Source organism: Massilia norwichensis (assembly GCF_024753245.1).
GTDB classification, from domain to species: Bacteria; Pseudomonadota; Gammaproteobacteria; order Burkholderiales; family Burkholderiaceae_D; genus Telluria; species Telluria norwichensis.
In genome coordinates this window covers 22,791-48,535 of sequence record NZ_JANUGX010000018.1, presented here as the reverse complement: position 1 = coordinate 48,535, position 25,745 = coordinate 22,791, and the positions used below count along the sequence as shown (strand labels likewise).

Sequence of the window (25,745 nt, the reverse complement as noted above, 5' to 3'; positions counted from 1 at the left end):
GGTGCCCACCCTACATTTTTGCAAACCGATGACGTAGGGTGGGCACCCCGTGCCCACGCGTACCTTAAACGCTCAATGCGGTTTTATGCGGCTCATGCCGGTTCTTCAGCACCTGCGGCGCCAGCGAGCCCACGAACATGCCGATGAAGCCCGCCAGCAGGCCGGCCAGCTGGCCAGGGAAAGCTTCGCCCAGCGAGGAGATCTGCGGGAAGAACAGGATCCAGGTCGCGATGCCGGCCGCGATCGACACGATCGCACCCTGGGTGGTGGCGCGCTTCCAGTACAGGCCCATCACCAGCGGCACGAAGGCGCCGACCAGGGTCACCTGGTAGGCCGAGGACACCAGTTCATAAATCGAGGTGCCCTTCATCGCGATCGCGTAGGTCAGCACCAGGGCCGCGAACACGACGATGGTCACGCGCATGGCGAACAGCTGCTGGCGGTCGCTCATGCCCGGACGCAGGTTCTTGAGGATGTTCTCGGTGAAGCTGGTCGACGGCGCCAGCAGGGTCGCCGACGAGGTGCTCTTGATCGCGGAGAGCAGCGCGCCGAAGAACAGGATCTGCATAATCAGCGGCATCCTGGTCATCACGAAGGTCGGCAGCACGCGCTGGTAATCGCTCTTGGCCAGTTCCAGCGCATCGTTGCCCATCACGATCACGGCGCAGGCGACGATGAACATCGGCACGAAGGCGAACAGGATATAGCTGACGCCGCCGATCACGGCGCCGGTACGCGCGGTCGGCGCATTCTTGGCCGACATCACGCGCTGGAACACGTCCTGCTGTGGGATCGAGCCCAGCATCATGGTCACGGCGGCGCCGACGAAGAAGGCGATGTCGGTGAAGTTTTGCTTCGGCAGGAAATTCCACAGGTCCTTCTGCTGCACCATCTGCAGCACGGCGCCGGTACCGCCCGCCAGTTCCGACGAGAACACGGCGATGATGGACATGCCCACCACCAGCACGATCATCTGGATGAAGTCGGTGATCGCCACCGCCAGGAAACCGCCCACCACCACGTAGATCAGCACCGCCAGGGTGCCGACGATCATGCCGGCTGTCTCGGACATCGCGCCGCCGGTCAGCACCGAAAATACCAGGCCCAGCGCGGTGATCTGCGCCGCCACCCAGCCGAGGTAGGACAGGATAATCGCGGCCGAGCAGAACACCTCGATGCCCTTGCCGTAGCGCGCACGGTAGTAGTCGCCGATGGTCAGCAGATTCAGTTTATAGAGGCGCGCGGCAAAGAACAGGCCGACCAGGATCAGGCAGGTGCCGGCGCCGAAGGGATCTTCGACCAGGCCGTTCAGGCCGCCCTGCACGAACCTGGCGGGAATGCCCATCACGGTCTCGGCGCCGAACCAGGTCGCGAAAGTCGTGGTGATCACCATGATCAGCGGCAGGCTGCGGCCGGCCACGGCAAAGTCGGACGTGTTCTTGATCCTCGTGCCGGCCCACATGCCCAGGCCCAGGGTGCCCAGCAGGTAGAGCACGACAGACGAAATCAGGATGGTATTCATTAGGTGCTCCGGCTCCGGGAATGGAAAATTCTGGCGGGAAAAATTCGCGATTATAGCGGCAGAAATCGGCGATGGGATCGATTTTGTTTGCTAGTATCGGCTCGACAACGTCAATGCATCCAGAAGGAGACATTATGGCTACGGAATCCTGGCATGAACGTTCCAAAACAGTGCAGATCGATGGCCGGGCAGTGGTCGACGGCAAGCGCGTCGACGCGGTGTCCGGCGCCCACTTCGACTGTATCTCACCGATCGACGGACGCAAGCTCGGCGAAGTCGCGCGCTGCACCGAATCCGACGTCGACCTGGCCGTGCACAGCGCCCGCGCCGCCTTCGAGGACGGCCGCTGGTCCGGCAAGGCGCCCGTTGATCGCAAGCGCACCCTGATCCGCTTTGCCGACCTGATGCTGGCGCACAAGGACGAACTCGCCCTGCTGGAGACGCTCGACATGGGCAAGCCGATCCGCTACAGCCGCAGCGTCGACGTGCAGCTGGCGCAGAACTGCATCCGCTGGTACGGCGAGGCGATCGACAAGATCTACGACGAAGTCGCGCCTACCGCCCAGGACAGCCTGGCCCTGATCCAGCGCGAGCCGGTCGGCGTGGTGGCGGCCATCATCCCCTGGAACTACCCGATGCTGATGGCGGCCTGGAAGATCGGCCCGGCGCTCGCCGCCGGCAACAGCCTGATCCTGAAACCGTCAGAAAAGGCGCCGCTGACTTCGCTGCGCCTGGCCGAGCTGGCGCTAGAAGCCGGCGTGCCGGAAGGCGTGTTCAACGTCCTGCCCGGCTACGGCGACGAAGCGGGCAAAGCGCTCGGCCTGCACATGGACGTCGACTGCATCGCCTTCACCGGCTCGACGCGGGTCGGCAAGCAGATCCTGCAGATGGCGGGACAGTCGAACCTGAAACGCGCGTGGACGGAGCTGGGCGGCAAATCGGCCAACATCGTCTGCGCCGACTGCCCGGACCTGGACGCGGCGGTGGCCGGCGCCATTGGCTCCATCTATTTCAACCAGGGCGAAAGCTGCAACGCGCCTTCACGCCTGTTCGTCGAGGAATCGATCCGCGAAGCTTTCCTGGAGAAGGCGCTGGCCATGATCCCGAAGTATGCGCCGGGCGATCCGCTGGACCCGGACACGGTGATGGGTGCCATCGTCGATTCGATCCAGATGAAGACGGTGCTCGGCTATATCGAGGATGGCAAGGCATCAGGGGCGCGCCTGCTGGCCGGCGGACAGGCCGCGCGTGCGGAGACCGGCGGCCTGTATATCGAGCCGACCTTGTTCGATGGCGTCGATGCGTCGATGCGCATTGCGCGCGAGGAGATCTTCGGGCCGGTTTTATCCGTGTTGTCCTTTACCGACCTGGACGAGGCGGTGCGGCAGGCTAACAGCACGTCCTATGGCCTGGCGGCGGCGGTGTGGACGGCGGACATGAGCCGCGCGATCCGCACCGCGCGCCGGCTGCGGGCGGGGACCGTGCATGTGAACCAGTACGACAGCGACGACATCACCGTGCCCTTCGGCGGTTATAAACAGTCGGGGAATGGGCGGGACAAGTCGCTGCATGCCTTCGACAAGTACACGGAGTTGAAGACGACGTGGATACAAATCTGACCGTCGTTCCCGCGCAGGCGGGAACCCAAGCTCGTAGCGGATCAGCGAAACTTGGATTCCCGCCTGCGCGGGAATGACGAGTGAAGGACGCGGGAATGACGAGTGAAGGACGTGGGGACGACGGTCAGATCGCCATCTCCCGCAACACCTTCGACGCCTCCCGGCTGGCCGTCAGCACCACCCCATCCCGCATCTGGATCACCAGCTGCGACTGCTCCTCGGCGCGCATCGAATCGACGAAATCCAGGTTCACCAGCGCCGAGCGGTGCACGCGGATGAAGCGGGTTGGATCGAGCTGCGCCTCCAGTTCCGAGATGCCGATGCGGACCAGGAAGGTCTGGCCGCGCGCGGCAATGGCCGTGTATTTCGAATCGGCTTTCAGGTATTCGATCTCATTCAGCGACAGCGGAAAAATACGGCCACGGTCGCGCACCAGGATGCGCTCCAGCCGTCCCGGCGCGTGCTGGACCGCCTGCGCCAGCGCCGCATCGACGATCGCACGCGGCGGCGGCGGCGACTCCAGCAGGCGCGCCACCGCCGCATCGAAGCGGGCGCGCGTAAAAGGTTTCAGCAGGTAGTCGACCGCGTTCAGCTCGAAGGCCGTCACCGCGTACTGGTCGTAGGCGGTGGTGAACACGATGTCGGGCGTGCAGCTCAGGCGGCGCAGCACGTCGAGGCCGGTCATCTCCGGCATCTGGATGTCCATGAACACCACGTCGGGACGGATGCGCTCGATCTGCGCGAGGGCGGTGGCGCCGTCGCCGGCTTCGCCCGCCAGGCGCAGGGCGGGGTGGGAGTAGATGGCGTCGCGCAGGACGTCGCGAGCCAGCGGCTCGTCCTCGGCGATGAATACGGTTTTGGTGTTCATGTGGGCGTTCGGGGATCAGGTGGATTCGAGGGGGATCGACATCGTGGCCAGGAAGCCGGCGCCCGGCGCGGTCTCGATCCGCAGCGCACCGCGTGTGCCGTACTCGAGCTGCAGGCGCCGTTCGACGGTGCGGATGCCGAGACCGGGCGACTGCCTGACGGTGGCGAGGTCGGCGCCGGGACCGTCGTCGGCCACGCTCATGGTGAGCGCTTTCGCCGCATCGTCGACGCGGGTGCGGATGCGCAGCAGGCCGGGGCGGCTGTGCGGGTTGAAGGCATGCTTGATGCTGTTCTCGACCAGCGGCTGCAGCGACAGCGCCGGCAGCGCCAGGCCGGCGGCATCCTCGTCGAGCTCCCATTCGATTCTCAGGCGCGATCCCAGGCGCAGGCTTTCCAGCTCGAGGTAGTCGCGCACGAAGCGCAGCTCGTCGTCGAGGGTGACGCGGTCGCTGCCGCTTTTTTCGGTGTCGAGCACGTAGCGCAGCATGTCGGAGAACTGGAAGAGGGCGGTCTCGGCGGCTTCCGGGTTCCTGCGCGTCAGCGCGATGATCGAGTGCAGGGTGTTGAACAGGAAGTGCGGGTTCAGCTTGTTGCGCAGCGCGTTGAGTTCGGAGGCGACCAGCAGGGTGTGGGCCTGCTGGATGGCGAGCGCCTGGCGCTGGCGGGCGTGACTCATGCGGACCGTCTGGAAGATCGCGGCGATCACGATATAGGTCATCATCGTGTACATCACCGGCCAGACATACCAGGACAGCGGGCGCGCCGTGCCGATCATCGCCGACAGCAGCCAGTAGGAGCCGATGCCGTAGGCGGCGCTGCCCAGTATATGGAGCAGGAAGACCAGTGGGACCGACAGGCGCCGCCGCTCCATCCAGCCGCTCAGCGGCCAGATCAGTGCCAGGGCGAAGGCTTGCGGCATGCTCCACAGCACATCCCCGCTGTTGCGCCAATTGAAGTGCCCATGCCGCAAGTCGTCCAACTGCACGGCAAAGCACAGGATGCCAAGATAGACCAGCCAGCCGACCGTGTACAGGCGCCACATGCGGCCGGTCGGGATATCGTGGGATGTGGTGAGTTCCATAACAGAAAGTATCGCGCAGAATGCGTGCCGCAGGGACATCCATGACGCCAACTGCGGAATTCGTGCAACGAATTGCGGGATCGCGACACGAGGCGCACCGGCGCGCACCGGCGCGCGGCGGGTGCCGGGCCGGTGCTATATTCGTCCACGCCGGGGCAAGCGGGGAGCACGATGGCAGAGGCAATCAGCGGCGACATGCGCAGTTTTCTACGCGACCACAACATCCACGAGGTCGAGTGTGTGATCGCGGACATGACCGGCATTGCCCGCGGCAAGATCCTGCCGAAAGACTTGTTTCTGTCCGGCGAGCACATGCGCCTACCCAAGAGCGTGCTGCTGAACACGGTCCACGGCGAACAGCCGAACAACACGCCCTACGTCGGCCCGATCGACCCCGACATGGTCTGCGTGCCGGACCCGGCTACGATCCGCGTCGTGCCCTGGGCCACCGAACGGGTCGCCTGCGTGATCCACGATTGCCAGAACTTCGACGGCAGCCCGGTCGGCCTGGCGCCGCGTTCGGTGTTGCGGCGGGTGCTGGACAAGTACCGCGAACGCGGCTGGCAGCCGGTGGTGGCGCCCGAGATGGAGTTCTACCTGGTTGCCCGCAACACCAATCCGCACGAACCCCTGAGCCCGCCGATGGGCCGCAGCGGCTTCACGGAGCAGGGCCGGCAGTCGTACTCGATCGACGCCGTCAACGACTTCGATCCCTTCTTCCTCGAACTGTCCGCTTTCTGCAAGCAGCACGAGCTGGGCGTCGAGACCCTGATCCACGAAGCCGGCGCCGGCCAGATGGAAATCAATTTCACCCATGGCGATGCGCTCGAGCTGGCCGACCGCGTGTTCCTGTTCAAGCGCGCGGTACGCGAAACGGCGCTGCGCCACGGCATCTTCGCCACCTTCATGGCCAAGCCCATGGAAACCGAGCCGGGCAGCGCCATGCACGTACACCAGAGCGTGGTCGAGCTGGCCACCGGCCGCAATATCTTCTCGAACGAGGATGGCAGCGAAAGTGTGCTGTTCCGTCAATTCATCGGTGGATTGGAAAAATACGTGCCGCCTGCGACCTTATTGTTCGCGCCCCATGTAAATTCCTACCGCCGCCTGTCGCGCTTCCAGTCGGCGCCGATGAACGTACACTGGGGCTACGACAACCGTACCTGCGGCATCCGGGTGCCGAATTCCGCACCTGCCAACCGCCGCGTCGAGAACCGCGTGCCGGGCGTCGACGTGAACCCCTACCTGGCGATGGCGGCGACCCTGGCCTGCGGCCTGCTCGGCATGATGGAAGGCTTGAAGCCGGCGCCGCCGACCGCCGAGAGCGCCGAGCAAGTGCATGGCGAACTGCCGCGCAACCTGGAGGATGCGATTTTCCAGCTGCGCGGGTGCAGGGCCTTGTCGGCGATGCTGGGGCCCTTGTTCGTCGAGGCGTTCTGCGAGGTGAAGGAACTGGAGTTTGCGACCTTTTCGCGGGTGATCAGCTCGTGGGAGCGGGAGCATTTGATGCTGCTGGTGTGACGCACGGAGCGCAGCCACCGCCCAGGGCCAGGCTGGCGGAACAGGCTTGCCTTTCGCATTCGTGTACATTGCCCGGATTCATAACAACAGCCAGACCATGAAACCGGCCGAACTTCTCCAACCCGCCAGCGCCGCCGTGAACCGGGCGCGCTGGTCCATCTCCACCATCTTCCTGCTGAACGGCGCCGGTATCGGCCTGTGGGCCGCGCACGTGCCGCTGGTACAGGCGCGCGCCGGCATCGACACCGGCGTGCTCGGCTTCCTGCTGCTGACGATCGCCGGTGGCGCGATCGCGGCCATGCCGCTGGCGGGCGGGCTGGCCGGGAAGTGGGGCACGCGCACCGTGGCGCTGGCCAGCGCCTGGATGTTTTCGATCACCACCGCGCTGCTGATGAATGTCGACGGTTTGCCGGCGCTGTTCCTGGCGGCCTTCGCTTTCGGCGCCAGTAACGGCGTGCTGGACGTGTCGATGAACGCCAATGCCAGCGAGGTCGAGACGGCGCGCGGCGTGCCGACCATGTCGTCCTTCCACGGCTTCTACAGCCTGGGCGGACTGCTCGGCGCGGCGCTGGGCGGCCTGATGATCCGCGCGGGACTGGGCGACGGCCGCGGCGCCCTGATGGCGGGCGTGACGATCGCGCTGGTGGTGGCCGCGTGCGCGCCCTTCGTGCTGAAGGCGGCGCCGTCGCCGCATGCAGAGAGCCACTTCGCGCTGCCGCGCGGGCCGGCGCTCTTCCTCGGCCTGCTCGGCATGCTGTGCTTTGCGGTGGAAGGCGCGCTGGTCGACTGGAGCGCGCTGCTGCTGACCGAGAGGACCAAAGCCGATCCGGCGTCGGCGGCGCTGGGTTACTCCGCCTTCTCGATCGCGATGGCTGCCTGCCGCTTCGCGGGCGACCGCCTGGTGCTGCGCTTCGGCGCGATGCGGGTGATGGTGCTGGGCGGCCTCGGCATGTTCTGCGGCCTGCTGCTGGCCGTGCTGAGCACGCACTTCGTGCTGTCGGCCTGCGGCTTCGCGCTGATCGGGCTCTCTGCGGCGAACGTGGTGCCGCTGATCTTCTCGGCCGCCGCGCGCACGCCGGGCATGTCGGCCGGCGGCGGCCTGGCGACGGTGGCGACGCTCGGCTATGCGGGCCTGCTGCTGGCGCCGCCGCTGCTGGGGTCGATTGCGGCGCACACGAATATCGCGGTGGCGCTGGGGGTGTTGTCGATTTCCGGGATCGTGATTGCGGCGAATGCGCGCATCGTCAAACAGTGACGCGGTGATGTGCCACATGGGCACGGGGAGCCCACCCTACGATGATCGGTAGGGTGGGCTCCCCGAGCCCACGCAGCATTTTTATCGGTATTCTCGCAAGACAGTGTAGCCGCTGCCGTCGCCAGTCTTCGATTCGACCAGCGTGTAATGATCGACAGCCCAGTCGATGACCGGGCCATTTTGCGGCACCGCCACCCCTTTCGCGCGGCGCGCCATGGTCACGTGCGGACGGTAGGGCCGCTGCTCCGGCTGCAGGCCGACACCCGGCAGGGCGCCCGACAAGGCCGTGTGCAGGTCGAGCAGTTGCTGCGGCGTGTCCTGCGGCGACAGCACCGCGATCCCGTTGTGCCACAGCTCGGCCACGCCCAGTTGCAGGCGGAAGGGCGTGAACGGGACCGCCAGGCCGTCGAGCGGGGCGGGAAGCGACTCGGCCGGTTGGTTGCCGAGGAAGTGCAGCGTCATGTGCAGCTTGTCGGTGTGGACCGGTGAGGCGCCGCGCGGCCAGTTCCACAGCTCGCGCCATGCGCGCAGCTGCTCGCGCACGGCCGCATCCGGCCACAGGGCCAGGAACAGCCGGGTGGACTGCGGGGTGGTCGTCGAAGAAGTCGCCATATCCACCCTCCATCGGGTCAGAAGCAGTGTTCCGGTGCCGGGAAGCTGCCGTCCTTCACCGCGGCCACGTAGGCCGACACGGCGGCGTCGATGCTGGTCTGGCCGTCCATGAAGTTCTTCACGAAGCGCGCCTTGCGGCCCGGGAAGACGCCCAGCAGGTCGTGCATCACCAGCACCTGGCCCGAGCAGTCGGGGCCGGCGCCGATACCGATGGTCGGCACCTGCAGCATCTCGGTCACTTCCTTGCCCAGCGCCGCCGGCACGGCTTCCAGCAGCACGATGGCGGCGCCGGCGTCCTGCAGCGCCATGGCGTCGCGCTTGAGCTGGTCGGCACCTTCGCTGGTCTTGCCCTGCACCTTGTAGCCGCCCAGCTGGTGCACGAACTGCGGGGTCAGGCCGATGTGGGCGCACACCGGAATGCCGCGTTCGACCAGGAAGCGCACGGTCTCGGCCAGCCAGGCGCCGCCTTCGATCTTGACCATCTGGGCGCCGGCGCGCATCAGGGTCGCGCAGCTGTCGTAGGCCTGCTCCTTGGTGCCGTAGCTGCCGAAGGGCAGGTCGGCCAGCACCAGCGCGTTCTTGCGGCCGCGGACCACGGATGCCGTGTGGTAGGCCACGTCCGCCACCGTCACCGGCAGGGTCGAATCGTAGCCGGCGCAGACCATGCCGAGCGAGTCGCCGATCAGGAGGATCTCGACGCCGCAGCGGTCCATCAGCGCCGCAAAGCTGGCGTCATAGCAGGTGAGCATGGCGATCTTCTGGCCGGCCGCACGCATCGCGCGCAGCGACGGCAGGGTCACGGCCATCGAAACAGGTTTGGCCGGTGCCTGCGCGGGCGCCTGCGCGCCGCTGTCCTGTCCCGGTGCCGCCATGTCCTTGCCCTGCAAATATCCGCTCATCGTTTTTCCTTTACCAATTCGTAAAAAAGCCGTCGGGAATGCTCTCCGACGGCGTAGTGTAATACCACGACAGGATTCCTGCCGGGGGCTGTTCTAGAGATTGCCCGCCTCGATCAACGGCCGACAAACAGGAAGCCGACCGCCGCCATGATGCAGCCGAAGGCGGCAAAGTGGCGCCAGTGCAGGGGTTCGCCCAGCACGGTGACCATGAAGATGCCGAACACCACCAGCGCAATCGCCTCCTGCACCACCTTCAGCTGCCCGGCACTCCAGCCGCTCGCGAAGCCGATCCGGTTGGCCGGCACGGCCAGGCAGTATTCGACGAAGGCGATGCCCCAGCTGATCATGATGACCGAGAACAGCGGCTTGTTCATCCCGCCTTTGAGATGCCAATACCACGCCGTGGTCATGAAGACGTTGGAGAAGACGAGGAGCAGGAAGGTTTGCATGTGACTTACATCCTTTCGATGGCCTGCTCCGCCACCAGCGGCAGCAGCTCGGCCACGCGGCCGCGACCGGGAATCTGCAGCGCGGGTGCGAGTTCGGCCAGCGGCGCCAGCACGAAGGCGCGCTCGTGCATGCGCGGGTGCGGCACAAGGAGAGCTGGAGCGTCAGCGATGACCTCGTCGTCATACAGCAGCAGGTCGAGGTCGAGGGTGCGCGGGGCGTTGCGGTAGGGGCGTTCGCGGCCGTGGGCCTGCTCGATATCGAGCAGCACGGCCAGCAGGGCGCGGGCGGAGAGCAGGGTGTCGACTTCGGCCACCGCGTTGACGTAGTCGTCGCCCGAGGAATCGATGGGCGCGGTGCGGTACAGCGAGGACGCGCGCAGCAGGCGCACGCCCGGGCTCCAGGTCAGGCGCTCCAGCGCGTCGAGGACGTTGGCCTGGGCATCGCCCAGGTTGGCGCCGATGCCGACCCAGGCCGTCATTCGCCGTCCGCGCCGGAAGCGGCCTGCTGTGCGCCGCTGTCCAGTTGCGTTGCGCCGTCGTCGCCGGTCTTGCGCGGGCCGCGGCGGCGCGGACGCTTCTTCTTGTCGCCGGCCGGTTCGCGCGCCGTGTTGATCAGGCGCTCGCGCTCGGCGATGTCGCCGGCGTAGAAGGTGGTCCACCAGTTGCCCAGTTCCGCATCGAGTTCGCCCGATTCGCAGCGCAGCAGCAGGAAGTCGAAGCCGGCGCGGAAGCGCGGGTGCTCCAGCAGCTTATACGGCGATTTGCCGCTGCGGCGTTCGAAGCGCGGCTGCATGGCCCAGATGTCGCGCATGTCGGTGGCGATGCGGCGCTGCAGGGCCAGCGAGTCGGTCTGGTTGTCCAGCACGTCGTCGGCGGCCAGGTGCAGGGCCGGGATCGGCTGTTCGCCGGCGGCGCGGTAGGCATTCCACTTTTCCAGCACCTGGTGCCACAGCAGCGAGGCGAACAGGAAACCGGCCGAGACGCCCTTGCCGGCCTTGACGCGGGCGTCGGTCGATTCCAGCGCCAGGGTCACGAACTTCATGCCGATCGGCTGTTCCAGCACCACGTCCAGCAGCGGCAACAGGCCGTGGTGCAGGCCCGAGGCGCGCAGCTCCTTCAGGCAGGCCAGCGAGTGGCCGGACTGCAGGAGTTTCAGCATTTCGTCGAACACGCGCGCCGCCGGCACGTTGTTGATCAGGGGCGCCATCACCGGGATCGGGGCGCGGGTCGCCGGCTCGATCGTGAACTGCAGCTTGGCGGCAAAGCGCACCACGCGCAGCATGCGCACCGGGTCTTCGCGGTAGCGCGCTTCCGGCTGGCCGATGATGCGCAGGACCTTGTCGCGGATGTCCTGGATGCCGCCGTGGTAGTCGAGCACCGACTGCGTGGCCGGGTCGTAGTACATGGCGTTGATGGTGAAGTCGCGCCGCTCGGCGTCTTCGTGCTGCGGGCCGAAGTTATTGTCGCGCAGGACCCGGCCATGCTCGTCCTTCGGCGCATTGTTGTTGAGGGCGTTGCCGCGGAAGGTGGTCACCTCCAGCAGCTCCTGGCCGAACATCACGTGCACGATCTGGAAGCGGCGGCCGATGATGAAGGCGCGGCGGAACAGCTTCTTGACCTCTTCCGGGGTGGCGTCGGTGGCGATGTCGAAGTCTTTCGGCTTCACGCCCAGCAGCAGGTCGCGCACGGCGCCGCCGACCACGAAGGCTTTATAACCGGCTTCCTGCAGGGTCTGGGTCACGCGCACCGCGTTCGGCGACAGCAGCCTGGGGTCGATGCCGTGTTCCTCCGGGCCCAGGACCACGGGCTGGGTGGGGTCGCGCTCGTCTTTCACGCCAAGGATCTTGCGGATGAATTTTTTAATCATTGAACAGATGGAGTAAAGGCCAGCCGAGGGCGGTAGCGTGTTGGGCCAGTCGGGGGCTCGGGTTCGTCGCCACCGGGTGCGAGACGACGGACAGCAGCGGGATGTCGTTGTGCGAATCGCTGTAGAAATAGCTGCGCTCGAAACCGTCGAACGGGCGTTGCAGGCCGTCCAGCCAGGCATGCATGTGGACCACCTTGCCGTGGCCCTGGGTCGGCGTGCCTGCTAGTCGCCCGGTCGGGTGGCCGCGCTGGTCCAGTTCGGGGCGCGCCGCGATCAGGTGCTCGACGTTCAGCGCGCGCGCGATCGGCGCCGTCAGCCAGCCGTTGGTGGCGGTGATGATGGCCACCAGGTCGCCAGCATCGACGTGGCGCTGCAGCAGCGCCAGCGCCTGCGGCTTGATGGCTGGTTCGATCACTTCGCGCATGTACTGCGCGTGCAGGTCCTTCAGGTGCGCCGGGTCGAAGCCGGCCAGGGTGCCGAGCGCGAATTCGAGGTATTCCACCGGGTCGAGATTGCCGGCCTGGTACTGGGCGAAGAATTGCTCGTTGCGGCGCTGGTAGGCGTCGCAGTCGACCACTTGATGGCGCACCAGAAACTGGCCCCACTCGAAGTCCGAGTCGATCGGCAGCAGGGTATGGTCGAGGTCAAACAGCGCGAGATTGCTCATTCTTTTAAATCGTTTTGCGGGTTTCCCTGAAGCAGCAGGTCACGCAGCAGGGGCAGCGTGACCGGGCGCTGGGTCTCGAGCGAATACTGGTCGAGGGCATCCAGCATGGTCGACAGGGAGCGCATGTCGCGCTTGAAATGGGATAGCAAATAGGGTAACACGCTGGCCGACAGCGTCAAACCGCGCGCCTCGGCGGCCTGGGTGAGGGCGGCGATCTTCTCGTCGTCCGACAGGCCGTGGATCTGGTACACCAGGCCCCATCCCATGCGGGTACGCAGGTCTTCGCGCACCGGCAGCACGGCCGGCGGCACCGGGCCCGCGCAGACCATGTAGGCGCCGTGCTCGCGCACCTGGTTGAACAGGGCGAAGGCGTCGATCTGGCGCTTCGGCGTCAGGCGGTCGATGTCGTCGACCAGGTAGAGGCTGACATCCGGCGTGTACACGAAGGCCTTGGCACCGGCATCGAAGGCGATGTAGCGCGAGCCCGGCGTGGCGGCCAGGCCGTGCAGGATGTGGGTCTTGCCGGCACCGGTTTCGGCCCAGAGGTAGCAGAAATGCTCGCGCGAGGCGCGTTGCGCGAACTGGTGCATCAAGTGCGCCATTTCGGCATTCGCTCCTATCTGGAAGGTGTCGAGGCTTTGCGCCGGTTCGGCCGCGCCTAAATCGAGCACCAGCTGTTTCATGGCTTGCATCTCATCCGGGCAGAGGGAAATTTGGCATTTTGTTCTTGTTATCGCAGTGAAGTACGTCCTGGCCAGACCATTTTGCTAGAATAGCGGATTGACCAGTTGGCCGTTCCCGGCAGTGGCGCGGGTGCGTTCAGTTGATCTACCGCTATCTATTTTACCGCCTCCGCTGCCAAATATCATGAGCCAACCGTCTAATGTTTCTCTCTCCTACCGCGATGCCGGTGTCGATATCGATGCGGGCGATGCCCTGGTCGAAGCGATCAAACCCTTTGCCAAGCGCACGATGCGCGAAGGCGTGCTGGGTGGCATCGGTGGTTTCGGCGGGCTGTTCGAGATCAGCAAGAAGTACAAGGAGCCAGTCCTGGTGTCCGGTACCGACGGCGTCGGCACCAAGCTCAGGCTCGCTTTCGAGCTGAACCGCCATGACACGGTCGGCATCGACCTGGTCGCCATGAGCGTCAACGACATCCTGGTGCAGGGCGCCGAACCGCTGTTCTTCCTCGATTACTTCGCCTGCGGCAAACTGGACGTCGCCACCGCCACCGCGGTCGTCAAGGGCATCGCCCTGGGCTGCGAACAGTCCGGCTGCGCGCTGCTGGGCGGCGAGACCGCCGAAATGCCGGGCATGTACCCGGACGGCGAATACGACCTGGCCGGCTTCGCCGTCGGCGCCGTGGAAAAATCGCAGATCATCGACGGCAGCAAGATCGCTGCAGGCGATGTCGTGCTGGGCCTGGCTTCGTCGGGCATCCACTCGAACGGCTACTCGCTGGTGCGCAAGATCATCGAAGTCGCCAAGCCCGACCTGGACGCCGACTTCCACGGCCGCAAGCTGGCCGATGTGCTGATGGCGCCGACCCGCCTCTACGTCAAGCCGCTGCTGGCACTGATGCAGGCGATGGAAGTGAAGGGCCTGGTGCACATCACCGGCGGCGGCCTGGTCGAGAACATCCCGCGCGTGCTGGCCGATGGCCTGACCGCCGTGCTGGACAGCAAATCCTGGACGATGCCGCCGCTGTTCCAGTGGCTGCAGCAGCATGGCGGCGTCGCCGACGCCGAGATGCACCGCGTGTTCAACTGCGGCATCGGCATGACCGTGATCGTCTCGAAAGAGAACGCGGAAGCCGCCATGGCACGGCTAGCAGAGGCCGGCGAGACCGTCTACCGCATCGGCGAAATCCGCGCCCGTAACGAGGGCGAGGCACAGACCATCGTCAACTAAGGGCATGCGCGCGCCGGTCTCCAGCGAGGAACGCCAGCGCCGCGCCGGCCACCGCGGCGCGGTGGTCTGGATCACCGGCCTGTCCGGCGCCGGCAAGACCACGCTGGCCATGGCCGCCGAACGCGTGCTGTTCGAACGCGGCTGCCAGGTCTTCGTGCTGGACGGCGACAAGGTCCGCAACGGCCTGTGCGCCGACCTCGGTTTCTCGCTGCCCGAGCGCTCCGAGGCTTTGTTGAGCAAATCGAACGAAGGCCGATCTGACGCTATTTGTGGTTCATTTTATAACACTGGGACCGTGATCGGGGTGCCCAGCCGAGTGAAGCGGTTGAGCACGGCAGCGCGTATCTGCAATTCGGCCACCTGACGATCGAAGTCGCGTGCCATGACACGCTCACCCAGCAGCTTGAAGCAGCGCATCTTGGTTTCAACAAGGCTGCGCCGGTGGTAGCCGCTCCACTTCTTCCAGATCGCCCGACCCAGCCTGCGCGTCGTGTGCAGTATCTCGTTACGCTCATTGGCACCGCAGCGGTTCGCCTTCCAGGGTTTGGTATTCTTGCGGGTCGGGATGATGGCTTGGGCGGCACGCCGGGCGATGGCCTCGTGGCAGTCCTTCGTGTCATAAGCGCCATCGCCGCTGACGCTGGCAATCTTCTCATCGACAGGAATTTGGTCGAGCAGCGCTGGCAGGACAGGCGCATCGCCAATGCTGTTGTCGGTCACCTCCATGGCTCGGATCTCCAACGTGGATGCGTCGATCCCAAGGTGTACCTTGCGCCATTGACGGCGGTATTCCGCGCCGTGCTTCTTCGTCTTCCACTCGCCTTCGCCCAGCATCTTGATGCCCGTGCTATCCACCAGCAGATGCAGTCCCGTCGTGGTCGGCACCGCTCCAATGGCGACCTGCAGCGTCTTCTGGCGCCGGCTGACCGTGCTGTAGTCCGGCACCGGCCAATCGAGCCCGGCCAGGTGCAGCAAACTTTGCGCCATGCCCATGGCCTGCCGCAGTGGTAAATTGAAGAGGCACTTGATGCTCAGGCAGAACTGAATCGCCTCGTCGCTGAACGTCTGGCTACGCCCGCGTTTGCCGCTCGGCTGGCCGTGCCAGTTCATCGTTGGATCAAGCCAGATCAGCAGCGAGCCGCGTGCCTTGAGGGCTTCGTTGTACGTCTTCCAGTTCGTCGTGCGGTACTTCTGTGGAGCTGGTTTCATCCGTTCAGGCTACCAGACCTGCGGGTTCTACGCTGGTCGAGCCTGATTTACGCAACAAAGCCAATGGCACAACTAATCCTAGCATTTGGGATAAAACATTTACCCTAGGAAAATTCCTAATTTTCAGGCAGCCAGGCCATCTGATGCTGCAGCGCGTTGCCGCCAGTGATGCGGAAACCGGCACGTTCGTACAGGCGCAGCGCGCCTGTGTTGGTGCACAGGACCGCCAGGCCGATACTGGCGCCGCACTGGCGCGCGCGCGCCTGTAGTGCCGTCAGCAATGCCGTGCCGAGTCCACGGCCGCGCAGCACAGGCAGCAGCGCCAGTTCGACCAGCCGCCAGTCGTGCCCGGTGGTGTCGAGCACCGCTTTGCCGGCAGCCATGCCGTCATGCTCCAGGACCAGGACCTCGGCGTTCGGAAAGGCGGCGCGCCAGCCCGCTTCATGGGCGCGCTGTTGCATGGCGATCAGCTGTTCCAGCTGCGCCGGCGGCAGCGGCAGCTGGCGCAGGTCGTCGCGGGTAGACGCATACAAGGCTTGCAGGAAGCCGGCGTCGGCGTCGGCCGCCGGGCGCAGCAGGAGAGAAGGCGGCAGCATCATGGCCTTACTCTAGCACGGCATATTCCTCGAGAAATCAGATTTCGTCCGGCGCCCGGATATGCTCGACCAGGCCGACGCTCTCGCGCGACGGCGCCGGCGTCAGCAGGCTGACCACGGCCAGCACCGCCAGCCCCGCCGGCACGCCGAACACGCCGGCGGAGATCGGCGCGATGTGGAACCAGGCGCTCTCCGCACTCCCGCCCAGGATCGGGTTGGTGTGCAGCATGTAGTAGACGCAGACCAGGAAGCCGGCCAGCATGCCGGCGATCGCGCCCTGGCGGTTGGCGCGCTTCCAGAACACGCCGGCGACCAGCGCCGGGAACAGGGTCGAGCCGGCCAGGGAGAAGGCGGCGCCGACCAGCGACAGGATGTCCGCCGGCTTCTGCGAGGCGACGTAGGCGGCAATGAAGGCCACCGCCAGCAGCAGCAGCTTGGAGATCGTGACCCGCTTCTGGGTCGAGGCGTGCGGGTCGACGATCTTGAACCAGATGTCGTGCGACAGCGCGTTCGAGATCGCCAGCAGCAGGCCATCGGCGGTGGACAGCGCCGCCGCCAGGCCGCCGGCCGCGACCAGGCCCGAGATCACGTAGGGCAGGCCGCCGATCTCCGGCGTGGCCAGGGTCAGGACGTCGCCGTCGATCGCGATCTCGGCCAGCTGCACGATGCCGTCGCCATTGATGTCGGCGATGCTGATCAGGGGATTCGCCTTGTCGACGTTGGCCCAGTACGAGACCCAGGTCGGCAGCTTGTCGTAGCCGGTGCCGACCAGCGAGGTATAGATGTCGTACTTGGCCAGCACCGCCAGCGCCGGCATGGTCAGGTAGATCAGCAGGATGAAGAACAGGGTCCAGAACACCGACACCCGCGTCTCGTGCACCGAGGGCGTGGTGTAGGCGCGCATCAGGATGTGGGGCAGGGCGGCGGTGCCGAACATCAGGCAGAACACCAGCGCCAGGAAGTTGTTGCGGCGCTGGTCGGACTCTTCGCGGGTCGCGCCGGGGAAGGGCTCGGCGTGGGGTTCGGGCGGCTGGGCGCGCGCCAGGTTGGCGGCCCGTTGCTCGGTCCAGGCCCGCGCGGCTTCGTCGGCGGTGCGCGGATAGGCCATCAGTTCGCGCTCGGCGTTGCGCACTTCGCCGAGCGAGGCATTGCGGGCACGCGCGCCGTCGAGGCGGCGCTGGGCTTCGGTGCGCCCCGCTTCCCAGGATTGCGGCAGCGCGGCCAGGCGCGCGGAGTATTCGTCGGCCCTGGCCTGGAAGCGCGCCCGCACTTCGCGTTCGCGCGGGTCGTAGGCCAGCTGGGCTTCGCGCTGGGCCAGCTTGGGCAGCACCGAGCCATAGGCGACCTGCGGCACCGGATTGCCGGCAAACTTCATCGACAGCCAGATGGTCGGGATCGAAAACGCGACCAGGATGATGATGTACTGCGCCACCTGGGTCCAGGTGATGGCGCGCATCCCGCCCAGGAACGAGCAGACCAGGATGGACGCCAGGCCGAGGAAGATGCCGACCGAGAAATCGACGCCGGTGAAGCGCGAAGCGATCAGGCCGACCGCGTAGATCTGCGCCACCACATAGGTGAAGGAGACGACGATGGTGGCGCTGACCGCCAGCGCGCGCACGACGTTGCCGCGGTCGCCGCCGCCGGCGCCTTCGCTGCCGCCGTAGCGCGCCGCCAGGAAGTCCGGCACCGTGTACTGGGCGAACTTGCGCAGGTAGGGCGCGATCAGCAGCGCCACCAGACAGTAGCCGCCGGTCCAGCCCATGACGTAGGCCAGGGCATCGAAGCCGTGCAGGTACAAGGTGCCGGCCAGGCTGATGAAGCTGGCCGCCGAGATCCAGTCGGCGGCGGTGGCCATGCCGTTGAACAGGGCCGGGACCCGCCGCCCCGCCACGTAGTATTCGGACACGTTGGAAGTACGCGCCACCACGCCGATGATCGCGTACAGCACGATGGTGGCGAACATGTACAGATGGCCGATCCACTGGCGCGGCATGCCCTCGTTCTCGAGGATGGTCAGCGCCACCAGGAACAGGCCGAGGCAGGCCGTGAACCAGAGGTAGTAGCGCGACAGGCGGTGGAAGTAGCTGCGGTTCCTGGTCTTGTTCACAGGCTGTCCTTCAGCATGCGCAGGTAGGCGCGGTCGAGGATCCGCATGCGCCAGGCGTAGACGCCGATGATGACCAGGTAGATCAGCGAGGCGCCCTGGGCCGCGAGGTAGAAGGACAGCGGCCAGCCGAACACCGACAGGTGCGCCAGGTCGCGCGCGAAGAACACGGTGCCGAAGCCGGTCGCCAGCCACAGGCCGAGCAGGACCAGGACCATCTTGCGGGTGCGTGACCAGTGCATGGCGCGCGCGGCGAGGATGCGCTCGCGCGACGGTGGAGGGGAGGGCGGGGCGCTGTCAGTCGGCATCGGATTCTGGCGGTGCGGGTGGTGGCGGGAAGGTCAGCCGGAACAGGCTGCCCGGGTATTTTTTCTGGATGCTGCGCGGGTTGTTGAAGATCTCGATCTCGGCGTCGTGCTGCTGCGCGATCTCGCGCACGATGGCCAGGCCGAGGCCGGAGCCGGACGCGCTGGAGCCGAGGATACGGTAGAAGCGCTCGAACACGCGCGGACGCTCGCCCGGCGCGATGCCCGGACCGGTGTCCTCGACCTCCAGCAGGGCCAGCCCGGCATCGCTGCGCACGCGCACGGTGACGCTGCCGCCGGCCGGGGTGTAGCGCAGCGCATTGTCGATCAGGTTCGACAGCAGCTCGCGCAGCATCATGCCGTCGCCCAGGATTTCCACCGCGCCGTCCGGGTCTTCGTAGCCGAGGTCGATCTCGTGCACGAAAGACGCGCTGACCCAGTCCTGCACCACGCTGCGTGCCAGCTGCGACAGGTCGAGCGGCTCCAGCGCCAGGCCGGCGTGCGGCTGGTTCTCGGCGCGCGCCAGCGCCAGCAGCTGGTTCACCAGGCGCGTCGCCGATTCCGAACTCTTGGCCAGCTGTTCCAGCGAGCGGTGGATCTCGCCGGGGTCGATCTGGCGCAGTGCCAGCTCCGACTGCATGCGCATGCCGGCCAGCGGCGTCTTCATCTGGTGCGCGGCGTCGGCGATGAAGCGCTTCTGGGCGTCGATCGTGTGCGCCAGGCGCGCCAGCATGTCGTTCAGCGAGCCGACCAGCGGCGAAATCTCTTCCGGCACCTGGCGCGAATCGATCGGCGACAGGTCGTCCGGCGGGCGCGCGCGGATGCGTTCCTGCAGCTGGGCCAGCGGCGACAGGCCGCGGGAAAGGGCGAACCAGACCAGCGCCAGGATCACCGGCAGGATGATGAACTGGGGCAGGATCACGCCCTTGATGATCTCGTTGGCGAGCTGGGCGCGTTTTTCCAGCGTCTCCGCCACCTGTACCAGGGCCAGGCGCGGTTCCGCGCCTGGCGCGCGTGCGGTCCTGTTCTCTCCCAGCGGCTGCAGGTTGACCCAGGCATAGGCGACTCGCACCGGGGTGCCGTGCAGGCTCTCGTTGCGGAAGTGCACGCGGCCGCTGCGGTCGGCGTCTTCCCCCACCGGCAGCGGCAGCTCGCGGTCGCCGTCGATGACTTCGTTGCGCGGCCCGGTGACCTGGAAATAGACGCTGTCGACATCGTCGGCACGCAGGATGTCGCGCGCGCTGCCGGGCAGGCGCGCCGTCACCTTGCCGCCCACTTCCTTGACCTGCTGGGCCAGCACGGTGACGCTGTCTTCCAGCGCATGGTCGAACGGCTGGTTGGCGATCGATTTCGCCACCAGATAGGTGATCGCGATGCTCATCGGCCACAGCAGCAGCAGCGGCGCCAGCATCCAGTCGAGGATTTCGCCGAACAGCGAATGCTGGATGCTTTCCTCGGGCTCGGGCGGCGGCGGTACGTAGACTGGCTCGAGCGCCGGCTCAAGTGCCAGTTCGTGGGCCGGATCGAGCGCCGTGTCGTAGCCGGGGACAGGCCCGGCCGCGCGGCGCCGTTTCAGGGATTTCACGTGATGGTCTTGCGCGCGCCGTCGGCGTAGCGTTCGAGGCAGTAGCCGAGGCCGCGCACGGTGGCGATGCGGATGCCGCCGGTCTCGATCTTCTTGCGCAGGCGGTGCACGTAGACCTCGATGGCGTTGTTCGACACTTCCTCGCCCCATTCGCACAGGTGGTCGACCAGCTGTTCCTTCGATACCAGGCGTCCGGTGCGCGCCAGCAGGATCTCGAGCAGGCCGAGTTCGCGCGCCGACAGGTCCAGCATCTGGTCGTCGATGTAGGCACTGCGGCCGACCTGGTCGTAGGCCAGCGGGCCGTGGCGGATCACGGTCGAGCCGCCGCCCTGGCCGCGCCGGGTGAGGGCGCGCACCCGCGCCTCCAGCTCCGATAAGGCGAAGGGTTTGGCCATGTAGTCGTCGGCGCCGGCGTCGAGGCCGCCCACGCGCTGCTCGATCGAGTCGGCGGCGGTGAGGATCAGCACCGGCAGCAGCGAGCCGCGCGCGCGCAGGCGGCGCAGCACGTCCAGCCCGGACAGCTTCGGCAGGCCGAGGTCGAGGATCAGCAAATCGAATTCCTGGGTCGAGAGTGCCGTATCGGCGTCCTGGCCGTTCTTGACGCAGTCGATCGCATAGCCGGACTGGCGCAGGGAGCGCGTCAGGCCGTCGGCGAGTACGCTATCATCCTCGGCTAGTAAAATACGCATCGATGTCTCCCGGTTTTGTTGGTTGGACCCTGCTTACTTGCATATTGTGTGTGATCTTTCGCAACATGTCGAATGCGTCAAACCGCAGTAAATATTGCTTGCCAAAACCACTGGGATTTTATACAGTACTTCCTATTGAAATCGCGCGAGCGGCCCTTATCTTGGTTCACTCTAGGACAGAAAGAAAGTTATGGACGACAAAAAATCCGCAGTAAACGCAGCAGAGAAGGGCAAGGCGCTGGCAGCAGCCCTCGCGCAGATCGAAAAGCAGTTCGGCAAAGGCTCGGTCATGCGCATGGATGCCAATGCGCCGGTCGAGGAAGTGCAGACTGTGTCTACCGGCTCGCTGGGCCTGGACATCGCCCTTGGCGTCGGAGGCCTGCCGCGCGGCCGTATCGTCGAGATCTACGGTCCGGAATCGTCGGGTAAAACCACGCTGACCCTGCAAACCATCGCCCAGATGCAGAAACTGGGCGGCACCTGCGCCTTCATCGACGCCGAGCACGCGCTGGACGTCACCTATGCGCAAAAGCTGGGCATCAAGCTGGACGAGCTGCTGATCTCGCAGCCGGACACCGGCGAGCAGGCCCTGGAAATCACCGACGCGCTGGTGCGTTCGGGCAGCGTTGACCTGGTGGTCATCGACTCGGTGGCGGCACTGACCCCGCGCGCCGAGATCGAAGGCGACATGGGTGACTCCCTGCCGGGCCTGCAAGCCCGTCTGATGTCGCAGGCACTGCGCAAGCTGACCGGCTCGATCAACCGTACGAACACCCTGGTGATCTTCATTAACCAGATCCGTATGAAGATCGGCGTCATGTTCGGCAGCCCGGAAACCACGACCGGCGGTAACGCGCTGAAGTTCTACGCCTCCGTGCGTATGGACATCCGCCGTACCGGTTCGATCAAGTCCGGCGACGAGGTGATCGGTAACGAAACCAAGGTCAAGGTCGTCAAGAACAAGATCGCGCCGCCGTTCAAGGAAGCCCACTTCGACATCCTGTATGGCGAAGGCACTTCCCGCGAAGGCGAGATCATCGACCTGGGCGTGGACAACAAGATCGTCGAGAAGTCGGGTTCCTGGTACAGCTACGGCGGCGAGCGTATCGGTCAGGGCAAGGACAATGCACGTCAGTTCCTGAAAGACCGCCCGGCCCTGGCACGCGAAATCGAGAACAAAGTCCGTGCCGCCCTCGGCGTGCGCGAACTGGCACCTGTCGCTGCCGGTGAAGCACCGGCCGCTGCCGAAGTCGGTGGTGACGAGTAATTCTCGATAGCGCCCGGTGAGACAGGTTCTCAGTCTGAAAGCGCGCGCATTGAAATATCTTTCAATGCGCGAGCACAGCCGGATCGAGCTCGGGCGCAAGCTGTCGCGCTATGCCGAGGAGGGTGACGATGTCGAAGCCCTCCTCGATTTCCTTGAAAAGAACAACTGGCTGTCGCAGGAACGGTTTGCCGAATCCCTGGTGCACCGCCGTGCCGGCCGCTACGGCAACAGCCGCGTGCTGGCCGAACTCCAGCAGCATGGCTTGAAGGGCGAAGAGCTCGACGAGCTCAAGTCCGGACTGAAAGAAACCGAAGTGGCGCGTGCCCGCGAAGTCTGGCGCCGCAAATTCAACCGGGTCCCGCAGGACGCCGAAGAACGCAGCAAGCAGATGCGCTTCCTCATGGCGCGCGGCTTCTCGCAGGGCGCGATCCGCAGCGCGCTGCAGGGTAGCGACGACGATGACGCATTCTAAATAAAGCGCGTCTACCAAAGCCCTCAGGGCAAGGCGCACTGTCGAAGACAGTACGCCGGTACGGCGAGACAGTGCAACGCCGCCATGAGGGTTTTGGTAGGCACGCGAGGCGCAAGCGCACAGCGCCACCTGCCGATGTGCCGTCAGCCAGCTGCCGGCACAACTCCTCAACGGCAGAATGACGCTGTGCGCTTGCACTTTGGCCTTGGCCCGGCATTCCTCCGCATCGTCATCTTTGCAACAAAATTCCCTTATCTTCCTTGTAAAACTGCCTGTCAAATTGGCAGCCCGGTGCATCCGCCAGCATGCTGTGCTAAAATTTCATGGTTTAAGCAGCGCCGCAAGAGCGGTTGTTGCCGTAGAAGCTGCGGCAACGTGCATCAGGCACAACGGCTGCATACTTTTTTCGCCGCATTCCGGCATTGGTGTTTATGCCCCTGTCATCCCCCGCTCCGCGTAAGCTAAGGCACACGCGCGCCATTACCGTCGAAGCGTACGCGCGCGACGATGGGCTGTGGGACCTCGACGCCTGCATCCGCGACATCAAGACCCACGATATCGAACTGCCTTCCGGCCAGCGTCCGGGCGGGCTGCCTGTGCACGACCTCAAGCTGCGCATCACCATCGACCGCGACATGCTTATCGCGGACGCCGAAGCTTCGTCAGATGCCGTACCCTATCCCGGTTATTGCGACACCATCGGTCCCGCTTACAAGAAGCTGATCGGCTTGTCGCTGCTGAAACATTTCCGGCTGCACCTGAAGGACCGCCTGTCCGGCGTCCTCGGATGCACCCACTTGACCGAGCTGGCACAGGTCCTGCCCACCGCGGCAATCCAGGCCTTTGCCGACGACGCCATGGAAAACCGCACGGCCGAGCAATCGTCCGAGCGTCCTTATGAACTCGATCGCTGCCACGCATTGCGCACCGACGGCCCGGCCGTCGCCAAGTACTACCCGCGCTGGGCCTTGAAGGTAGTGACGGGCTAAATTTTATCTAATCAGTAATAAAAGAAGGGAAGCCAGCATGAAAATCCATGAGTATCAGGGCAAAGAGATCCTCCGAAAGTTCGGAGTGACCGTTCCGCGCGGCATTCCGTGCGACTCGGTCGACGGCGCTGTCAAGGCAGCTGAAGAGCTGGGCGGTCCGGTCTGGGTGGTCAAGGCCCAGATCCATGCTGGCGGCCGCGGCAAGGGCGGCGGCGTGAAAGTTGCCAAGTCGCTGGACCAGGTGCGCGAATACGCGAACCAGATCCTGGGCATGCAGCTGATCACCCACCAGACCGGCCCGGAAGGCCAGAAAGTGCGCCGCCTGCTGATCGAAGAAGGCGCGGACATCAAGAAAGAACTGTACGTGTCGATGGTCACCGACCGCGTCACCCAGCGCGTCGTGCTGATGGCCTCGTCGGAAGGCGGCATGGACATCGAAGAAGTCGCGCACAGCAACCCGGAAAAGATCCACAACGTCGTGATCGACCCGAGCGTCGGCCTGACCGATGCGGATGCCGATGACGTCGCCCGCAAGATCGGCGTGCCGGAAGCCTCGATCGAGCAAGCCCGCGCCAACCTGCAAGGCCTGTACAAAGCCTACTGGGAAACCGACGCCTCGCTGGCCGAAATCAACCCGCTGATCCTGACCGGCGACGGCAAGGTCATCGCCCTGGACGCCAAGTTCAACTTCGACTCGAACGCCCTGTTCCGCCACCCGGAAATCGTCGCCTACCGCGACCTGGACGAAGAAGATCCGGCTGAAGTCGAAGCATCGAAATTCGACCTGGCCTACATCTCGCTGGACGGCAACATCGGCTGCCTGGTGAATGGTGCCGGTCTGGCCATGGCCACCATGGACACCATCAAGCTGTTCGGCGGCGAGCCGGCCAACTTCCTGGACGTGGGCGGCGGCGCAACTGCCGAGAAGGTCACCGAAGCATTCAAGATCATGCTGAAGAACCCGGGCCTGAAAGCCATCCTGGTCAACATCTTCGGCGGCATCATGCGCTGCGACGTGATCGCCGAAGGCGTGATCACCGCATCGAAGGCCGTGTCGCTGCAAGTGCCGCTGGTCGTCCGCATGAAGGGCACCAACGAAGACCTGGGCAAGAAGATGCTGGCCGACTCCGGCCTGCCGATCATCTCGGCTGACACCATGGAAGATGCAGCGAAGCAGGTCGTTGCCGCTGCTGCTGGCCAAGCCTAATTCGCAAAGGAAATAACATGTCGATTCTGATTAACAAAGACACCAAAGTCATCACCCAAGGTATCACCGGCAAGACCGGCCAGTTCCACACCCGTATGTGCCGCGACTACGCGAATGGCCGTGAAGCCTTCGTCGCTGGTGTGAACCCGAAGAAAGCTGGTGAAGACTTCGAAGGCATCCCGATCTACGCATCGGTCAAGGAAGCCAAAGCCGAAACCGGCGCCACCGTCTCCGTGATCTACGTCCCGCCGGCAGGCGCCGCCGCTGCGATCTGGGAAGCCGTCGAAGCCGAACTCGACCTGGCAATCTGCATCACCGAAGGCATCCCGGTCCGTGACATGATGGAAGTCAAAGACCGCATGGCCAAGGCCGGTTCGAAGACCCTGCTGCTGGGCCCGAACTGCCCGGGTCTGATCACCCCGGACGAGATCAAGATCGGCATCATGCCGGGTCACATCCACAAGAAGGGCCGCATCGGCGTCGTCTCGCGCTCGGGCACCCTGACCTATGAAGCAGTCGGCCAGCTGACCGCACTGGGCCTGGGCCAATCGTCGGCAGTCGGCATCGGCGGCGACCCGATCAACGGTCTGAAGCACATCGACGTGATGCGCATGTTCAACGACGATCCGGATACCGACGCGGTCATCATGATCGGCGAGATCGGCGGCCCGGACGAGGCGAACGCTGCTCACTGGATCAAGGACAACATGAAGAAGCCGGTCGTCGGCTTCATCGCTGGCGTCACCGCGCCGCCGGGCAAGCGCATGGGCCACGCCGGCGCGCTGATCTCGGGCGGTGCAGACACTGCACAAGCCAAGCTGGAAATCATGGAAGCCTGCGGCATCAAGGTCACCAAGAACCCGTCGGAAATGGCACGTCTGCTGAAGGCCATGCTGTAATCGACCAGTTCACCTGGTAGAGATGAACGGGGAGCTTCGGCTCCCCGTTTTTTTTGTCGGGCATGGCGACAAATTTCGACAGCTGGACAATTTTTGACAGGTCCCGGTGACAAAAATTGTCATACGGCAAGGGTAACAGCGACAAAAATT

26 protein-coding genes are annotated in these 25,745 nt (G+C 65.2%); 10 read left to right on the top strand and 16 right to left on the bottom strand.

The features are described 5' to 3' along the window. Positions 1-64 precede the first annotated feature (64 nt). On the bottom strand, positions 65-1,522 hold the full coding sequence (locus tag NX782_RS15410) for a high affinity choline transporter 1 (RefSeq protein ID WP_258846362.1): 1,458 nt from the start codon (positions 1,520-1,522) through the stop codon (positions 65-67). A 134-nt stretch (positions 1,523-1,656) separates the two neighbouring features. Between NX782_RS15410 and NX782_RS15405 the strand changes: the two genes are divergently transcribed. Further along, entirely contained in the window at positions 1,657-3,141 is a 1,485-nt protein-coding gene (locus NX782_RS15405; RefSeq protein ID WP_258846361.1) for an aldehyde dehydrogenase, read from the top strand. Positions 3,142-3,265: 124 nt separating this feature from the next. On the opposite strand, the gene NX782_RS15400 is transcribed toward NX782_RS15405, so the two are convergent. Both NX782_RS15400 and NX782_RS15395 read right to left on the bottom strand, forming a co-directional pair. After that, complete coding sequence (locus tag NX782_RS15400; protein WP_258846360.1) at positions 3,266-4,009, bottom strand: LytR/AlgR family response regulator transcription factor; 744 nt, start codon at positions 4,007-4,009, stop codon at positions 3,266-3,268. Between the two features lie 15 nt (positions 4,010-4,024). Beyond that, on the bottom strand, positions 4,025-5,089 hold the full coding sequence (locus tag NX782_RS15395) for a sensor histidine kinase (RefSeq protein ID WP_258846359.1): 1,065 nt from the start codon (positions 5,087-5,089) through the stop codon (positions 4,025-4,027). A gap of 183 nt (positions 5,090-5,272) precedes the next feature. On the opposite strand from NX782_RS15395, the gene NX782_RS15390 reads away from it, so the two are divergent. Continuing rightward, complete coding sequence (locus NX782_RS15390; protein ID WP_258846421.1) at positions 5,273-6,610, top strand: glutamine synthetase family protein; 1,338 nt, start codon at positions 5,273-5,275, stop codon at positions 6,608-6,610. A 97-nt stretch (positions 6,611-6,707) separates the two neighbouring features. Beyond that, a complete protein-coding gene (locus tag NX782_RS15385; RefSeq protein WP_258846358.1) occupies positions 6,708-7,865 on the top strand; it encodes an MFS transporter in 1,158 nt (385 codons plus the stop codon). Positions 7,866-7,946: 81 nt separating this feature from the next. Here NX782_RS15385 and thpR read toward each other — a convergent pair whose 3' ends face one another. From thpR to hda, 7 genes are all read right to left on the bottom strand, one after another. Next, positions 7,947-8,477, bottom strand: a complete 531-nt coding sequence (thpR, locus tag NX782_RS15380; protein ID WP_258846357.1) for an RNA 2',3'-cyclic phosphodiesterase — start codon at positions 8,475-8,477, stop codon at positions 7,947-7,949. A gap of 17 nt (positions 8,478-8,494) precedes the next feature. Further along, positions 8,495-9,349, bottom strand: coding sequence for a 3-methyl-2-oxobutanoate hydroxymethyltransferase (gene panB / locus NX782_RS15375; RefSeq protein ID WP_370661804.1), 855 nt, complete (start codon positions 9,347-9,349; stop codon positions 8,495-8,497). Positions 9,350-9,489: 140 nt separating this feature from the next. Further along, positions 9,490-9,825, bottom strand: a complete 336-nt coding sequence (locus NX782_RS15370; RefSeq protein ID WP_258846355.1) for a DMT family protein — start codon at positions 9,823-9,825, stop codon at positions 9,490-9,492. A 5-nt stretch (positions 9,826-9,830) separates the two neighbouring features. Further along, complete coding sequence (gene folK, locus NX782_RS15365; RefSeq protein ID WP_258846354.1) at positions 9,831-10,304, bottom strand: 2-amino-4-hydroxy-6-hydroxymethyldihydropteridine diphosphokinase; 474 nt, start codon at positions 10,302-10,304, stop codon at positions 9,831-9,833. Further along, entirely contained in the window at positions 10,301-11,692 is a 1,392-nt protein-coding gene (gene pcnB, locus NX782_RS15360) for a polynucleotide adenylyltransferase PcnB (RefSeq protein ID WP_258846353.1), read from the bottom strand. Before pcnB ends, folK begins: the two co-directional genes overlap by 4 nt. Then, positions 11,685-12,359: an HAD family hydrolase gene (locus tag NX782_RS15355; RefSeq protein ID WP_258846352.1), complete on the bottom strand. Its 675-nt coding sequence runs from the start codon at positions 12,357-12,359 to the stop codon at positions 11,685-11,687. The genes pcnB and NX782_RS15355 overlap by 8 nt, the downstream gene beginning before the upstream one ends. After that, positions 12,356-13,042, bottom strand: coding sequence for a DnaA regulatory inactivator Hda (gene hda / locus NX782_RS15350; RefSeq protein ID WP_258846351.1), 687 nt, complete (start codon positions 13,040-13,042; stop codon positions 12,356-12,358). The genes NX782_RS15355 and hda overlap by 4 nt, the downstream gene beginning before the upstream one ends. 184 nt (positions 13,043-13,226) lie before the next feature. Between hda and purM the strand changes: the two genes are divergently transcribed. After that, complete coding sequence (purM, locus tag NX782_RS15345; RefSeq protein ID WP_258846350.1) at positions 13,227-14,270, top strand: phosphoribosylformylglycinamidine cyclo-ligase; 1,044 nt, start codon at positions 13,227-13,229, stop codon at positions 14,268-14,270. Positions 14,271-14,274: 4 nt separating this feature from the next. Next, the gene (locus tag NX782_RS15340; RefSeq protein WP_258846349.1) at positions 14,275-14,634 is read left to right on the top strand and encodes an adenylyl-sulfate kinase; all 360 of its coding nucleotides are present in this window, start codon (positions 14,275-14,277) and stop codon (positions 14,632-14,634) included. Here NX782_RS15340 and NX782_RS15335 read toward each other — a convergent pair. From NX782_RS15335 to NX782_RS15310, 6 genes are all read right to left on the bottom strand, one after another. Then, positions 14,550-15,479 carry an IS5 family transposase gene (locus NX782_RS15335; RefSeq protein WP_258846348.1) on the bottom strand — a complete coding sequence of 310 codons (930 nt, stop codon included), beginning with the start codon at positions 15,477-15,479 and terminating at the stop codon, positions 14,550-14,552. The genes NX782_RS15340 and NX782_RS15335 overlap by 85 nt on opposite strands. A gap of 116 nt (positions 15,480-15,595) precedes the next feature. Then, positions 15,596-16,078 (bottom strand): GNAT family N-acetyltransferase, encoded by a 483-nt coding sequence (locus NX782_RS15330; RefSeq protein WP_258846347.1) that lies wholly within the window; start codon positions 16,076-16,078, stop codon positions 15,596-15,598. 34 nt (positions 16,079-16,112) lie between these two features. Further along, positions 16,113-18,185, bottom strand: coding sequence for a sodium:solute symporter family protein (locus tag NX782_RS15325; protein ID WP_258846346.1), 2,073 nt, complete (start codon positions 18,183-18,185; stop codon positions 16,113-16,115). Beyond that, entirely contained in the window at positions 18,182-18,490 is a 309-nt protein-coding gene (locus NX782_RS15320; RefSeq protein WP_258846345.1) for a DUF4212 domain-containing protein, read from the bottom strand. The genes NX782_RS15325 and NX782_RS15320 overlap by 4 nt, the downstream gene beginning before the upstream one ends. Then, positions 18,480-20,072: a sensor histidine kinase gene (locus NX782_RS15315; protein ID WP_258846344.1), complete on the bottom strand. Its 1,593-nt coding sequence runs from the start codon at positions 20,070-20,072 to the stop codon at positions 18,480-18,482. Before NX782_RS15315 ends, NX782_RS15320 begins: the two co-directional genes overlap by 11 nt. After that, the gene (locus NX782_RS15310) at positions 20,069-20,761 is read right to left on the bottom strand and encodes a response regulator (protein WP_258846343.1); all 693 of its coding nucleotides are present in this window, start codon (positions 20,759-20,761) and stop codon (positions 20,069-20,071) included. The genes NX782_RS15315 and NX782_RS15310 overlap by 4 nt, the downstream gene beginning before the upstream one ends. Positions 20,762-20,951: 190 nt before the next feature. Between NX782_RS15310 and recA the strand changes: the two genes are divergently transcribed. The 5 genes from recA (at position 20,952) to sucD (ending at position 25,595) form a co-directional block, all read left to right on the top strand. Beyond that, positions 20,952-22,028: a recombinase RecA gene (recA, locus tag NX782_RS15305; RefSeq protein WP_258846342.1), complete on the top strand. Its 1,077-nt coding sequence runs from the start codon at positions 20,952-20,954 to the stop codon at positions 22,026-22,028. Between the two features lie 16 nt (positions 22,029-22,044). After that, complete coding sequence (recX, locus tag NX782_RS15300) at positions 22,045-22,500, top strand: recombination regulator RecX (protein WP_258846341.1); 456 nt, start codon at positions 22,045-22,047, stop codon at positions 22,498-22,500. Positions 22,501-22,931: 431 nt separating this feature from the next. Next, the gene (locus NX782_RS15295; RefSeq protein WP_258846340.1) at positions 22,932-23,489 is read left to right on the top strand and encodes a DUF2889 domain-containing protein; all 558 of its coding nucleotides are present in this window, start codon (positions 22,932-22,934) and stop codon (positions 23,487-23,489) included. 37 nt (positions 23,490-23,526) lie between these two features. Continuing rightward, positions 23,527-24,696: an ADP-forming succinate--CoA ligase subunit beta gene (gene sucC, locus NX782_RS15290; protein ID WP_258846339.1), complete on the top strand. Its 1,170-nt coding sequence runs from the start codon at positions 23,527-23,529 to the stop codon at positions 24,694-24,696. Between the two features lie 17 nt (positions 24,697-24,713). Beyond that, positions 24,714-25,595, top strand: coding sequence for a succinate--CoA ligase subunit alpha (gene sucD / locus NX782_RS15285; RefSeq protein ID WP_258846338.1), 882 nt, complete (start codon positions 24,714-24,716; stop codon positions 25,593-25,595). The last annotated feature ends 150 nt before the right edge of the window (positions 25,596-25,745 follow it).